This is a genomic window from Arthrobacter echini (genome assembly GCF_004803505.1).
Taxonomy (GTDB): Bacteria; Actinomycetota; Actinomycetes; order Actinomycetales; family Micrococcaceae; genus Arthrobacter_D; species Arthrobacter_D echini.
Genome location: NZ_SSWH01000007.1, coordinates 134811 through 147788, shown reverse-complemented (window position 1 = coordinate 147788; position 12978 = coordinate 134811). Strand labels below are relative to the sequence as shown.

The following is a 12978-nucleotide window of genomic DNA, read 5'->3' as shown; positions in this document are numbered from 1 at the left end:
CCGAACACCTAGCATGGTGGCTGAGGACGAAGTGCTCCCCTCGAGGAGCAGGCAGCGCACGGCGTCCGGGCACCCGCACCACGAACGAAGGACGTACGACATGCAGCAGCCAGAGACGACGGCGGCGTTCGGCGGGCGGCAGGATCCGGGCAGATCCGTCGGCCCCCTGCTCGCCCCGTTCGAGGACATCCGCACCATCGCCGTGCTGCGCGGTGGTGGCCTGGGAGATCTCATGTTCGCCCTCCCCGCCATCGCGGCGCTGAAGAACCGGTACCCGGAGGCGGTGATCACACTCCTCGGCATGCCCGCTCACGCCGCACTCCTGACGGGCAGGGAAGCGTCCGTCAGCGAGGTCGTGGAGTTACCGGTCCACCCCGGAGTGCGACCGGGTGAGAGCGACCCCGCCGCCGTCGAACAGTTCTTCGACACCGTACGCGGATCCTTCGATCTCGCGGTGCAGCTGCACGGTGGCGGGAGGAACTCCAATCCGTTCCTGCTGCGCCTCGAAGCGCGTCACACCATCGGCACACGCACGCACGACGCCGTCGCACTGGAGCGGACCATTCCGTACGTCTACTACCAGCAGGAGGTGTTCCGCGCCCTGGAAGTCGTGGGACTGGCCGGTGCCGCACCCGTCGAGCCCGAGGCGCGCCTGTCCCTGACCGCGCGCGACGCCGAGCGTGCGGGTCAGCTGCTCGGACCGGGACCGGTGATCGCACTGCATCCCGGTGCCACGGATCCCAGGCGCCGCTGGCCGTCGTCGTCGTTCGCGGAGGTCGCCGTACGCGCCGCAGCCGACGGCTGCGAGGTGGTGGTGGTGGGGGACGCCTCCGACGTCCCGGCCGCCGAGGAGATCGTCCGCCTCGCCCTGGCGCAACTGCCCACCGCGTCGGTCCGCTCCCTGGCCGGCCGGCTGGACCTCGGCGAGCTGCTGGGGGTGCTCGGAGCCAGCACCGTGGTGGTCGGCAACGACAGCGGGCCCAGGCACCTGGCACAGGCCCTGGGTACACCCACGGTCGGAGTGTTCTGGATCGGGAACGTGATCAACGCGGGGCCGGTGGGCCGCACACTCCACCGCCTGCACTTCTCCTGGGTGACGCACTGCCCCACGTGCGGGGCCGATCTGCGCCAGGTGGGCTGGACGGCCGAACGCTGCGAGCACGATGACTCACTCGTCGCCTCCGTCCAGCCCGGCGCCGTCTACGCCGACGTGGCGGAACTCAGGGCCACGAGCCTTCTTCTGCGTGGGCGATGACCATCTCGCGGATCTCGCAGCTCTTCGGCTGAGCGAGAGCGAAGAGGATGGCCTCCGCCACCCGCTCGGGATCGTTCAGCCGCGAGTCGTCCTGCGGCTTGTACTGCTCGTCCCGATCGTCGAAGAACCGGGTCTTCATGCCGCCGGGAATGATGGTCGTGACACCGATCCGGCCTGCGGTCTCGGCCGCCAGGGCCTGGGAGAAGCCCATGACCCCGAACTTCGAGGCGCAGTAGGCCGTCGCGTCGCCTACGGCCTTGATGCCGAGTGTCGAGGCGACCGTGATGAGGCGGCCGTGGGTCCGCTTGAGGTGAGGCAGCGCCGCGCGCGCCGTCGAGGCGGTACCCATGAGATTCACGCCGATCACCTTCTCCCACTCGTCGGCGGCCACGGAGTCCAGCGCACCGCAGCGGTCGATGCCGGCCGCGGTGACCACGGCGTCGAGCCCGTCGAGCATCTCGGCGGCGGCCCGGACCGCTTCCTCGACGGCTCCACGATCGGCGACGTCGACCTCGAAGGCCTTCACGCCGCTGACGCGGCTGATGTCGCGGTCGAGCACCACGGGCGTTCCGCCGGCAGCGATGACTCCCTGGACGACCGCCGCGCCGAGGCCGGAGCCTCCGCCGGTCACCAGGACGCGTCCGGGGTTGAAGCTGCTGCCGGAGGAGTTCGCGGGAGGATTCTCGACCTGGGTGTTCTCGCTCATGCTGTTCCTTTCGTTGCGTACGCCCGGAGGACCCGGGCGAGGATGTGCGGGGGTGTCAGCCGACGCGGGCGAGCGCCGCTGCAAGTTTCGTGGTGGACCGTGCGGGGATGTACGGCACGGTGACGGTCCTGCCGCCCCAGCTGCTCATCAGTGCTGCCTCCGGGAGATCCTCGGCCGCGTAGTCCCCGCCCTTGACCCAGATGTCCGGCTGCAGGCGGGCGAGCACGTTCTCCGGTGTCGACTCGGAGAAGACGAGCACGGCGTCGACGCACTCCAGCGCCGACAGCAGCTCGGCGCGGTCGTCCTGCCTGATGATGGGCCTGTGCTCCCCCTTGAGCCCACGGACGGACTCGTCGGAGTTCAGGCACACGATGAGGCAGTCACCGAGCGCACGTGCCGCCGCCAGCGTCCGCGCATGCCCCGCATGCAGCAGGTCGAAGCACCCGCCGGTGGCGACGACGGTGCCACCGGCCTCGCGCGTCCGCCGCGCCACGTCCAGGGCATCGAATCCGTCGACGGGCAGCTGGTGCAACGCCGGTTCGGTGCCAGGGGCCATCGCCGTGATGCCGCCGCGTCCGAGGAACTGCGCGGCGGCACCGGTCGCCCGGCGGACGGCGGTATCGATGGCCTCACCCTCGGCGAGCCCGACGGCGAGCGCGGCGGCGAACCGGTCACCGGCGCCGCAGGGGTCCGACACGCTCACGCGCGGCGCGGGTACCACCTGGGGCAGCAGACCGGCAGCGGCGACGAGGGCGCCGTGCTCACCCATCGTGACGATCACGGCAGCACTGCCCCACCTCGACAGCAGGGTATCGGCGGACGCCGCTGCGGCCTGCGTGCCGGAGCCGCGCACCTCCGCGAAGCGAAGCGCCTCACCGAGATTCGGGGTGACGGCGGCCACCCCCGCGACGGGTGTCCCTCCCAGCGGGTGCGGATCCCAGATGACGGGAGTGGAGCCGACGAGGGACTCCAGGTGCTCCCGCAGCTGCGGGTTGGCGAGGAGACCGCGGCCGTAGTCGGCGGCGATGATGGCATCCGCTCCGGTGAGGGCCCCCAGCATCCCGGCGGTGACGTCGGGGACGGGAGGTGGCGCGCACCCCTCGTCGAAGCGGACCACGGCCTGGCCCGAGGCCCGGATGCGGGTCTTGACGGGGGTAGGGGCACCCGAGTGGCCCTCGATGACCTGGATGCCGTCGAGTTCAGCGCGCAGGAGCCCGGCGGCGTCGTCGTCCCCGAGCACCGTGACGAGAACGGCCTCGTGTCCCTCACCCTGCACCATGCGTGCTACGAGCCCGGCGCCCCCGGCGCGCCGCCGCACGGTGTCGATGTCGACGACCGGGACGGGCGCGTCCGGTGACAGGCGGCCCGCTGCCCCGGACAGATCCGTGTCGAGCAGCACATCTCCGACGACGACGATCCTCATTGCTGTTCCTCCGATGGTGCTGCTGCTCCCGGGATGGTTGCTTCTCCCGGTCCTGCTGTTCCGCCGGACACGGCTGATCCGCCCGGCATCACTGCTCCTGACTGCATCGCTGCTCCTGACGACGACGGCGCACCGCGGCGTCGAACGCACGGCAGATGGCGTGCAGGGCTATCAGGTGGCCCTCCTGGGCGCTGGCGGAGACGGCGTCGATGGCCACGGAGGAATCGGCGCACTCGGTCAGCGGATTGGGGCCGGCCCCCGTCAGCGCCCAGGTGGTGATCCCGGCGGCTCGCGCCGCGTCCACCGCGTGCAGGAGATTGGGGCTCCTGCCACTGGTACTGAACAGCATGAGGATGTCCCCCTCCCTGCCGTGCGCGCTCACCTGGCGGGCGAACACGCGCTCGAAGCCGTAGTCGTTCGCGATCGCCGTGACCGCCGAGCTCTCGGCGTGCAGCGAGATCGCGGAGAACGGCTCGCGTTCACCGTCGAACCGCCCCACGAGCTCGGCCGTCAGGTGCTGCGCCTCCGCGGCGGAGCCTCCGTTGCCGGCAGCGAGCAGGCGCTGACCCGCCATGAGCCGCGTGGCCAGCTCCAGTCCCCAGCCCGCGAGGGTGCCGGCATTGAGCGCCAGCGATTCCATGGCCGGGGTGAGCGCCTGCAGGTGGGACAGCACGAGCTGCTCCGAATCCACCAGTTCCGCGTCGAGCGCGCAGGCGGAGCCCGGCGCCCCGACGCCCGCGCGTGCTTCGGTGTCCGACAGTTCCGTGGTCACAGTACCCGTCCTCCTGTGCTCTCGAGGGGTCGTGCGGCGCTGCGCCGAACCCCGGCCGATCCTGGTACTGCCGTCCCGAGCGCGGCGAGATAGGCCATTTCCGTGTCGGCGGCGATCCGGTCCCAGGAGTAGCGCGCCAGCACCCGACGGTGGCCGTTCTCCCCGAGCTCGCGGGCCCGGACCGGGTCGGCGAGGACAGCGGCGATCGCAGCCGCGATGGCTCCCGCATTCTGCGGTGGGGTGTGGAGCCCGGTGGTGCCGTCGACGACGGTGTCCAGCAGGCCGCCCACAGCGGCCGCGATGACGGGTACGCCGCAGGCCATGGCCTCGAGCGGAACGATGCCGAAGGGTTCGTACCAGGGTGCGCAGACGACGGCGTCGGCGCTGCGGAGGACCGCCGGCATGCGGGCTCGGGAGACTTGACCGAGCAGGATCACCCGATCGGCGACGCCGAGCTGCGCCGCCAGCGCGCGGAGCCGCTGCGCCTCGGGATCGCCCTGCAGGTCGCTGGAGTTCCCGGCCCCGCCGACGACCACGAGCTCGACGTCGCTCCGGTCCAGCTCGGCGAGGGCGTGGATCGCGAGGTCCATGCCCTTCCGTGGTACGAGGCGGCCGACGCTGATGATGCGGTGGGCGCGTCCGCGTTCCTGCGCCGGACCGGAGGGCGTGAAGAGATCGACGTCGACGCCGCAGGGGGCGATGGACACCGAGCCCTGCGGCACTCCCATCGCCGCCAGCTCGAGCACCTCGTCCGAGCAGGTCGCGACCACGTGGTCGGCGCTGCGACCCACCATCGCCTCGAGCGCGAGGCGCTCGGCCGGGCTCGTGTCCTCGGCGCCCTGATGCCGCCGCTTGACCGTTCCCAGTGCGTGGAAGGTCTGGATGACCTTCACCACGCGCCCTGAGCATTCGGCCTGGCGTGCGGCGTTCAGTGCCGCGAGACCGGACATCCAGAAATGCCCGTGGACCACATCCGGTGTGTCCTCACCCCAGTCGGCGACGATGCCGTCGGCGAGCGCATCCATGTACGGCAGGAGGAGATCCTTGGAGACCACGCGCGCGGGGCCGGCGTCGATGTGGACCACCTCCAGCCCCGGATCGGTGCGGACCCGGGCCGGTAGTGCCGGATCATCGCGGCGCGTGTAGACCGTGACGTCGTGTCCGCGACGCGCGAGGGCGAGTGAGAGTTCGGCCACGTGCACGTTCTGCCCGCCGGCGTCGACTCCGCCGAGCGCGGCGAGTGGACTCGCGTGCTCGGACACCATTGATATTCTCACTGCGCCCTGCCTTCCATGACCGGTGATCGTAACCGCGAGGATTCCGCGTCCAGCACATCGTCCCAGTCGGCGAGGAACCGCCCGAGCCCGTAGTGCGCCAGTGCCGCCTCGCGTGCGGCGAGACCCCGCGCGCGGGCCTCGTCGGGGTCCGCGATCAGGCGGGCCGCCATCCTGAGCAGATCCTCCACCCTGGTCGAGATGGCGCCGGCGCCGTCCGGCACCGCGCGGGATGCCTCCGTGGTCGCCAGCGCCAGCACCGGCAGACCGATGTGCATCGCCTCCAGGAGGGACAGTCCCAGGGAGGTCCACCGTAGCGGATGCACGTAGGCGCGTGAGCGTCCCAGCCTGGCGTGCAGGCGGGCAGTGGGCAGGTCTCCTCCGATGCGCAGTTCGGTCGGATCGAGGTCCAGCGCGTCCCCGAGTGCGTCCGTTCCCATGCCGAACACCTCCAGCGGCGCGACGCCGGCGAAGCGGGACAGCAGATCGGTCCCGGTGATCCGACCCCGCCGGACGGGTTCGTTGATGACGGCGGCGAGCTGCTGCAGCTCCCCCGTGTAGAGATACCCCGGATCCACGATCCCGTGCTCGATGACCGTGGTCCTGGCCCTCCCGCTGTCCCAGAACAGCTCGTTGAAGTGGGTCACGTGGATGACCGGCACGTCCCTCTGGTCCGCCAGGGCATGGATGGTTCCCACCGTGTCGCGGCGAGGGGTGTTGTGTTCGACGAACACAGCGGGCAGATCACGGCCCGGAGTGCGTCCCAGGAGCCGCTCGCACTCGGCGAGCTCCTCCACGCGCTGCAGGACGACGACGTCGATGTCGGCCTCCGCCAGCTCCTCCGGCGGGACCTCGAGGACCGTCCCGGGCCAGTCGCGTCCGGCCCTGCCGAGCCCCCACGGACCGCCCTCCGGTCGCGTGGGCAGCACGTAGGTGTGTCCACCCCTGACGAAGGCATCGGTCCACCCTCCGTGGACATGCCAGAGCAGGATTCTCATCGCTTTCCCCTCGTGGTTCTGCGGCCGTCCGTACGGCCGATACTGCGGCGTGAGCCGAGTGACGATATTCCGGAGCTGAGCCGCAGGACGGCATCCACGACGTCCTCGGGCGAGACGTTCGACAGGCACGGGTGACCCCGGACGGGACAGATCCTCGCCCTGCTGAGCGCGCAGGCGGCGTCCTGGTCCCCGAGCAGTTCCACAGGCACACGATACGGTGCCCACCGGACGGCCGGGACCACCGGCGAGAACAGGGACACCACCGGCGTGCCCACGGCAGCGGCCAGATGTGCGGGTCCGGTGTTGCCGGTGATCACGACGGACGCTCCCGCCAGCACGGCACCCAGGGTGGCCAGGTCCGTCCTGCCACCGAGGTCGAGGGCCTCCGGGCCGGCAACGGTGGCTGTCAGCCCGGTCTCACCGGGACCGCCGGTGACCACCACCCGGAACCCGGCTGCGGTGAGGAGTTCGACCGCGGCTGCGTGGTGCAGGGGGGGCCAGGCCCTGGCGGGTACGGCCGCACCCGGATGCACCACGACGTAGGGCTCGTGGCCCACGAGGTCCGCCAGCTCCGCGGACTCGGCAAGTCCGGTGACCTGGAGGGCACCGTCGTCGCCGGACGGCAGCGCGTAGCCCGCGGCCTCCGCGATCCCCAGGGCCCGCTCGGCCTCGGGCTGGTCCTCGTCGAAGTCCTCCCCGGGCCGGAGGCGGACGTCCAGCAGCGAGCCCGCGTAGTCCACCGAGGCCCCTGCGATGCGGCGCACTCCGGCAAGGCGCAGCAGCAGGGCCAGCGGCAGCGGGGACTGGTGGAAGGAGGTCAGGATCACGGCCTCGTCGATCGCGAGGGCCACGACGGCGTCGTGGAGCTCGCCGATCAGTTCGGGCGTCGGCTCCGGCGCGGGGTCGACGATCCACGGAGCCGACCAGGTGAGGACCTCTCTCACGCCGGGCAGCAACCGGCCGGCCGCGGCTCCCTGCGGTCCGCACAGCAGGACGACGTCGGTGGGCGAGTCGCCGTGGTCGCCGGCAGCGATGGCCCGGACCGCGGGGCCGGCGAGCAGCACGTCACCGGCGCTGTCCAGGCGGGCCACGAGGACGCGGCGCCTCATGCGCGGCCCTCCCACAGCATGGCCACGGCGTCGGAGAGGGTGCCGGCGGCGGCGGGTGCCGCCTGGATCTCCTCCACGAGGGTGACGCTCGTCGGGACGAGCACCGCGCGCGCTCCGGCGGCCGCGGCAGCCCCCATGTCCGCCCCGATGTCGCCGATCACCGCGACGTCGACGGGATCGAGCTGCAGCCGATCACTCGCCGAGAGGATCATGCCCGGGCGGGGTTTGCGGCACGCGCATCCGTCCGCCGTTCCGTGGGGGCAGACCTCCCAGACGTCGAAGGGGCCGAGCAGGTCCTCGACCCGCGCATTGACGGCATCGACCTGCTCCCGGGTCACGAGGCCGCGGGCGATCCCTGACTGATTGGTGACCACGCCCACGCGGACACCGCGCGAGCGCAGGTCCTCGAGCACGGTACGGGCACCGGGCATGGGCTCCACCAGCGAGGGGTCACCGTTGTAGGGGACGTCCCTGACGATGGTTCCGTCGCGATCGAACAGGACGGCCCGCGGAGCGGTCCGCGGGCGTCCGGGTGAGAGATCCATACTGGTTCAGTTCCCGCGAAGGAGCACTGCTAAACACTCCGGACCGAACTTCTTCGCCTCGCCGGATCCTCCGGAGGCCCTATCTCTCCTCCGGCAGCGCCTCACCGGGCCGGACCGGACCTCTGGCAGGATGAACCGCATGACTTCCGAGGCAACGATCCCCGGCTCCACCCCCGCACCGGACGGACGCCCGGAGCTGCTGGCCCTGCGCGCCCTGAAGCTCGGTGACCTCCTCGTCGCCGTCCCCGCTCTCAAGGGTCTGCGCCGTGCCTTCCCGGACCACCGGATCCTCTACGCCGCGCAGGAGTGGCTCCGGCCCGTCGTCGGTCTGACCGACGCGGTCGACGATCTCCTCCCGACGCACGGACTGGACGATCCCCTGCCCATCGACCACGGGCGGATCGACATCGCCGTCAATCTCCACGGCAACGGCCCGGAGAGCCGCGGGCGGCTCGAGGAGATCGGCGCGAGAGTGCGGATGGGACATCGCTCGCCCGGCTGGGAGGGTCCCGAATGGCAGGACGGCGTCCACGAGCGGGAGCGCTGGGCATCCCTGGTCTCCTGGCACGGCGCACCGGCCGACCCGCTGGACTGCAGCCTGGTCATCCCGGCGGTCACGAACCCTGCGCCGGGCGCCGTCGTGGTGCATGTGGGGGCCGCCTACGGGAGTCGGTTGTGGCCCGTCGAGCGGTTCGCACAGGTGGCCCGGCGACTCGCGGCCGCCGGACACCAGATCCTGTTCACCGGCAGCGGGAAGGAGCGCCCGCGCGCGCTCGCGGTCGCCGACGCCGCCGGCCTGCCCGAGGACACCGTGGCCGCGGGGCAACTGCCGCTCGATGTGTTCGCCGGGCTGATCGCCGGCGCAGCGCTCGTCATCTCGGCTGATACGGGTGCCGCGCACCTGGCCTCCGCCTATGCGCGGCCCTCGGTCGTGCTGTTCGGACCGGCACCTGCCTCCGAGTGGGGTCCGCCACCGGGTCCGCATACCGTCCTGACGGATGCCTCGGTACGCCGCGGTGAGACGTTCTCGCCCGCTCCTGATCCTGCGTTGCTGGCCGTCACCGTGGAGCAGGTACTCGCGGCCGCGGCGGATCACGGCGTCGGATAGCTGTGGCACCGGCTCGACCTCCGGCAGGAGCGCTCACGCACCGGGCGTTCCAGTTCCTGCGACCGCTGCACCCCGCACCGGAAGGTCCTGGACCGGCGATGCGAGCAGAGTCTTCTGCAGCTGCACGAGGATCCGCGCGAGGGCCCGTGAGACCTGCATCTGCGACATCCCCAGCGCGTCGGCGATGGTCTGCTGGGTCTGCTCCATGAAGTAGCGGCGGTACAGCAGCTCCTTCTCGTCCGGCCCGAGATCGTTCACGGCTCCACGCAGCGAGATCATGTCGTCGCTGCGTTCCAGCTGACTCGATCCGGCCGCGAGGGTCTCGGCCCAGCCCAGACCATCGGAGGGAGCATCCAGGGACTCGGGGCGGAGGCTGGAGTGGGATGCCTGCGCCTCGAGGATCCTCGCTTCGGACCAGCCGAGTTCGCGCCCCAGTTCCCGCGCGGTCGCCTCGCGTCCGAGCCGCTGGGCCAGTGCCGGTGCGGTCCTGATGATCTCGGTCCGCAGGTCCTGCACCTGCCGCGGCGGCCGGATCACCCAGCAGGAATCGCGCAGGTACCGCTTGACCTCGCCGGTGATCGTCGGAACGGCGAAGGACGTGAAGGGCACGCCACGAGCCGGATCGAAACGCTGGACCGCCTTGACGAGGCCGAGGTAGGCGACTTGGCGGATATCGGCGGCCTCCGGACCGGACAGGGCGAAGGAGCGCGCGACGGACTCGGCAAGGCCCAGGTGGCGCAGCACGATGTCGTCCTGCAGCGCTGCGGCCAGCCGCGCCCCCGACCGTGTCACGACAGCACCAGCAGGAGGGCACGCGAGGGTGTCACCGGTTGGTCCGCCGTCGGTACCAGGAACGTGGCCGGACCCGGAAGGCCGGTCGTCGTCGTCGGATGAGCATTCACACGTTCCAACAGAACAGGCGATGGAGAACTATGCAACCGTCCTCGTGCATGGCGCCACTTCGCTCCACCACCTTCCCTTATCCATCCCCAGGAGCTATAAGGACGGCAGACCGGCAGTGGATCCCGATCCCGTCGGGTCCTCGGTATCAGGCTCGGTACCGGCTGCATCGGCGGAGGTGGTCCACGTCCACCGCGACGCCCCCAGCTCGGTGATGATCGCCGCCAGCCGGCCCCGGAATTCCTCGGACGCCAGGCTGCCGTCGGTCACGAGGGTCGGCTCGATGTCATCGGTCGCATCGAGCACCTGGCGACCGACGGCGGAGATGGACAGGAGCTGCGATCGCCGATCCGCATCGTGCGGCTCCCGGAGAACGCACCCCCTCGATTCCAGGTGGGAAAGAGTCTTCCCCATGGTCTGTGCCTGCACCCGGACATGCTCGGCGAGCCTCGCCTGGGTCATCGCGCCCTGTTCCGAGAGGACGCCGAGAGCGATGACACCGGCATGTGTGACCCCGATGCTGTTCAGCCGCTCCGTCCATGCGTGCTCCACGAGGCGTGCCGCCGTCGTGAGCAGGCGACTCGTGGACCAGTGGTCCAGATTGCGCATGGAACCTTCCTCGTGCTCGCTCACCCGCCGCGCCAGGTGCCTGATCTCAGCTCCATGATAGCTAGGCTGGATGCTCGGGAGGTTCGTCACAGTTCCCGTCTGCACCGGAGGGCGATCCCGCTGCTGGTGGTCCATCATCGTCGAGGAGTCAGCATGACGCAGCAGTTGGTCCCGGGTACACCCGCGCCGGACTTCACCCTTCCCGACCAGGAGGGCGGAAGCGTGACCCTGTCCTCCTTCAGGGGCAGCGAGGTCATCGTGTACTTCTATCCCGCAGCCGCGACACCGGGGTGCACCACGCAGGCGTGCGACTTCCGTGACAACCTGGCCTCGCTCGGCGCTGCCGGATTCACCGTCCTCGGGATCTCACCGGATCCGGTAGGGAAGCTCGAGGCGTTCGCCGAGAAGGAGTCCCTCACGTTCCCGCTGCTCTCGGACGAGGATCATCGCGTCGCGGGAGCCTACGGGGCCTGGGGGGAGAAGAAGAATTACGGCAGGACCTACGAGGGGCTCATCCGGTCGACGGTGGCGATCGATGCGACGGGGAAGGTCTCGCTCGCGCAGTACAACGTGCGGGCCACCGGTCATGTGGCCAAGCTGCGACGGGATCTCGGGATCGATCAGTAGGTCCTGCGGTGCCACGGATCGAACGCTAGAGTGGCAGGGAACGGGTGCCCTCGCCGGAGCGGCATCCCTCGCGCGAGTGGCGGAATTGGTAGACGCGCTGGATTTAGGTTCCAGTGTCTTCGGACGTAGGGGTTCAAGTCCCCTCTTGCGCACAGTGCAACGCCTGATCGGATTCTCCTCGGAGGACACTCTCCCGGTGTCGACACGGCCGGATCACAGTGCCTCACGAAACACTTGACCTGAGACCTGCGTCACGGCATGCTGTGGAAAATGGATGCTCGCAACTGACTTCTGGGGCCTTGCTCCGATCACATTGATTCAGCAGTTGTTGGGGTTGACGACCTCTTCGCTCCTGGCCCATCCCTGTTCCGGGACCATCTCGAGAAGGAATCCAGCAATGAAAAGCACGACGAGGACGACGATGATGGCGATGGCTGCCATCGGCACGCTTGCTGTTTCCTCCTGCGGTTTCGGTGGTGACACGTCCGCCGGATCGGAGGGGGACACCACGATCGACATGCTGGTCCCCAGCTACTCCGACGACACCAGGGCCCTGTGGGAGGGTGTGATCGAGGATTTCGAGGCAGCCAATGAGGGTGTCACGGTCGATCTGCAGATCGAATCCTGGGAGAACCTCGAATCAGTGCTGCAGACGAAGATCCAGGCGGGCGAGGCCCCGGAGATCTACAACGGCGGCGCATTCTCGGCCTTCGCCTCGGAAGGCCTGCTCTATCCCGCCGAGGACGTCGCATCCGCGGACACCCTGGACGACTTCCAGGAGTCCTTCGCCGTGAACGAGAGCTTCGAGGGAACCCAGTACGCACTGCCTCTTCTGGCTTCTGCCCGCGCCCTGTTCTACAACCAGGATCTGTTCGACGCCGCGGGCGTCGAGGCCCCACCCACGACGTGGGAGGAAATGCACGACGCCGCCGAGAAGATCACGGCGACGGGCACTCCCGGCTACGGCATGCCGCTCGGTTCCGAGGAAGCGCAGGGCGAGGCTCTCATCTGGTTCGCCGGCAACGGCGGTGGTTTCGGAGACGAGTCCACGATCACGGTCGACACCCCGGAGAACCTCGAGGCGGCCGAGTTCATGAAGCAGATGATCACGGACGGACTCACGCAGCCCGACCCCGGCGCGACACAGCGTACGCCGATGCTCAACGTCTTCCTGCAGGGCAGGATCGGGATGGTCTACGCCCTTCCGCAGACGGTCGGCCAGATCGAGGAGGCCAACCCCGACCTGAACTACGGGATCGCGAATGTGCCCACGAATACCGGGGAGCCGGCCACCCTCGGCGTGGCAGACCGCCTCATGGCCTTCAGGAACGACGAGAGCAAGCAGGAAGCCATCACCTCCTTCATGGACTTCTTCTTCGCCGATGACCAGTATGTCGACTGGGTGCAGACCGAGGGCTTCCTCCCGACCACGAAATCAGGGGCCGAGGCCATGGCATCGGACGAGACGCTGCAGCCGTTCCTCGAGATGCTGCCGGCCGCGGAGTTCTACCCGACGTCCAACCCGGCGTGGAACGCAACCGACGGTGCCTTCAAGTCACTGATGGGCCTGCTGGAGACACAGGACCCCGCTTCCGTCCTCGAGCAGATCCAGGCGAGGGCCGACGCCGCGAGCTGAGGCATCGGAGCCGGGG

Annotated in this window: 13 protein-coding genes and 1 tRNA gene; 5 read left to right on the top strand and 9 right to left on the bottom strand. The window is 69.9% G+C overall.

Annotated elements, in window-relative coordinates:
* The first annotated feature begins 100 nt into the window (after positions 1-100).
* Entirely contained in the window at positions 101-1255 is a 1155-nt protein-coding gene (locus E8P82_RS09670; protein WP_136454439.1) for a glycosyltransferase family 9 protein, read from the top strand.
* On the opposite strand, the gene E8P82_RS09665 is transcribed toward E8P82_RS09670, so the two are convergent.
* From E8P82_RS09665 to E8P82_RS09635, 7 genes are all read right to left on the bottom strand, one after another.
* Complete coding sequence (locus E8P82_RS09665; RefSeq protein WP_136454436.1) at positions 1221-1961, bottom strand: SDR family oxidoreductase; 741 nt, start codon at positions 1959-1961, stop codon at positions 1221-1223. The genes E8P82_RS09670 and E8P82_RS09665 overlap by 35 nt on opposite strands.
* A gap of 55 nt (positions 1962-2016) precedes the next feature.
* Positions 2017-3384: a PfkB family carbohydrate kinase gene (locus E8P82_RS09660; RefSeq protein WP_136454434.1), complete on the bottom strand. Its 1368-nt coding sequence runs from the start codon at positions 3382-3384 to the stop codon at positions 2017-2019.
* 88 nt (positions 3385-3472) lie between these two features.
* Positions 3473-4078 carry a D-sedoheptulose-7-phosphate isomerase gene (locus tag E8P82_RS09655; protein WP_246021199.1) on the bottom strand — a complete coding sequence of 202 codons (606 nt, stop codon included), beginning with the start codon at positions 4076-4078 and terminating at the stop codon, positions 3473-3475.
* A gap of 74 nt (positions 4079-4152) precedes the next feature.
* Positions 4153-5433 (bottom strand): glycosyltransferase, encoded by a 1281-nt coding sequence (locus E8P82_RS09650; RefSeq protein WP_136454432.1) that lies wholly within the window; start codon positions 5431-5433, stop codon positions 4153-4155.
* Positions 5430-6428, bottom strand: coding sequence for a glycosyltransferase (locus E8P82_RS09645; protein ID WP_136454429.1), 999 nt, complete (start codon positions 6426-6428; stop codon positions 5430-5432). Before E8P82_RS09645 ends, E8P82_RS09650 begins: the two co-directional genes overlap by 4 nt.
* Complete coding sequence (locus E8P82_RS09640) at positions 6425-7537, bottom strand: glycosyltransferase family 9 protein (protein WP_136454427.1); 1113 nt, start codon at positions 7535-7537, stop codon at positions 6425-6427. The genes E8P82_RS09645 and E8P82_RS09640 overlap by 4 nt, the downstream gene beginning before the upstream one ends.
* On the bottom strand, positions 7534-8082 hold the full coding sequence (locus E8P82_RS09635) for a D-glycero-alpha-D-manno-heptose-1,7-bisphosphate 7-phosphatase (protein ID WP_136454425.1): 549 nt from the start codon (positions 8080-8082) through the stop codon (positions 7534-7536). The genes E8P82_RS09640 and E8P82_RS09635 overlap by 4 nt, the downstream gene beginning before the upstream one ends.
* Before the next feature lie 139 nt (positions 8083-8221).
* Between E8P82_RS09635 and E8P82_RS09630 the strand changes: the two genes are divergently transcribed.
* Positions 8222-9190: a glycosyltransferase family 9 protein gene (locus E8P82_RS09630; protein ID WP_136454422.1), complete on the top strand. Its 969-nt coding sequence runs from the start codon at positions 8222-8224 to the stop codon at positions 9188-9190.
* Between the two features lie 33 nt (positions 9191-9223).
* Here the strand turns inward: E8P82_RS09630 and E8P82_RS09625 are convergent, their stop codons facing one another.
* Positions 9224-9982, bottom strand: a complete 759-nt coding sequence (locus E8P82_RS09625; RefSeq protein ID WP_168796541.1) for a sigma-70 family RNA polymerase sigma factor — start codon at positions 9980-9982, stop codon at positions 9224-9226.
* A gap of 204 nt (positions 9983-10186) precedes the next feature.
* Positions 10187-10699, bottom strand: coding sequence for a MarR family winged helix-turn-helix transcriptional regulator (locus tag E8P82_RS09620; protein ID WP_136454417.1), 513 nt, complete (start codon positions 10697-10699; stop codon positions 10187-10189).
* 153 nt (positions 10700-10852) lie between these two features.
* Between E8P82_RS09620 and bcp the strand changes: the two genes are divergently transcribed.
* From bcp to E8P82_RS09605, 3 genes are all read left to right on the top strand, one after another.
* Complete coding sequence (bcp, locus tag E8P82_RS09615) at positions 10853-11326, top strand: thioredoxin-dependent thiol peroxidase (RefSeq protein WP_136454414.1); 474 nt, start codon at positions 10853-10855, stop codon at positions 11324-11326.
* Positions 11327-11396: 70 nt separating this feature from the next.
* A tRNA-Leu gene (locus E8P82_RS09610) sits at positions 11397-11478 on the top strand.
* 245 nt (positions 11479-11723) lie between these two features.
* Entirely contained in the window at positions 11724-12962 is a 1239-nt protein-coding gene (locus tag E8P82_RS09605; RefSeq protein ID WP_136454411.1) for an ABC transporter substrate-binding protein, read from the top strand.
* Positions 12963-12978: the final 16 nt, after the last annotated feature.

What these genes read in the sequence shown, in the direction of transcription:
- E8P82_RS09670 (WP_136454439.1), top strand. Translation starts at nt 101, where the DNA reads ATGCAGCAGCCAGAGACGACGGCGGCGTTCGGCGGGCGGCAGGATCCG.
- E8P82_RS09665 (WP_136454436.1), bottom strand. Translation starts at nt 1,961, where the DNA reads ATGAGCGAGAACACCCAGGTCGAGAATCCTCCCGCGAACTCCTCCGGC.
- E8P82_RS09660 (WP_136454434.1), bottom strand. Translation starts at nt 3,384, where the DNA reads ATGAGGATCGTCGTCGTCGGAGATGTGCTGCTCGACACGGATCTGTCC.
- E8P82_RS09645 (WP_136454429.1), bottom strand. Translation starts at nt 6,428, where the DNA reads ATGAGAATCCTGCTCTGGCATGTCCACGGAGGGTGGACCGATGCCTTC.
- E8P82_RS09640 (WP_136454427.1), bottom strand. Translation starts at nt 7,537, where the DNA reads ATGAGGCGCCGCGTCCTCGTGGCCCGCCTGGACAGCGCCGGTGACGTG.
- E8P82_RS09635 (WP_136454425.1), bottom strand. Translation starts at nt 8,082, where the DNA reads ATGGATCTCTCACCCGGACGCCCGCGGACCGCTCCGCGGGCCGTCCTG.
- E8P82_RS09630 (WP_136454422.1), top strand. Translation starts at nt 8,222, where the DNA reads ATGACTTCCGAGGCAACGATCCCCGGCTCCACCCCCGCACCGGACGGA.
- E8P82_RS09620 (WP_136454417.1), bottom strand. Translation starts at nt 10,699, where the DNA reads ATGCGCAATCTGGACCACTGGTCCACGAGTCGCCTGCTCACGACGGCG.
- bcp (WP_136454414.1), top strand. Translation starts at nt 10,853, where the DNA reads ATGACGCAGCAGTTGGTCCCGGGTACACCCGCGCCGGACTTCACCCTT.
- E8P82_RS09605 (WP_136454411.1), top strand. Translation starts at nt 11,724, where the DNA reads ATGAAAAGCACGACGAGGACGACGATGATGGCGATGGCTGCCATCGGC.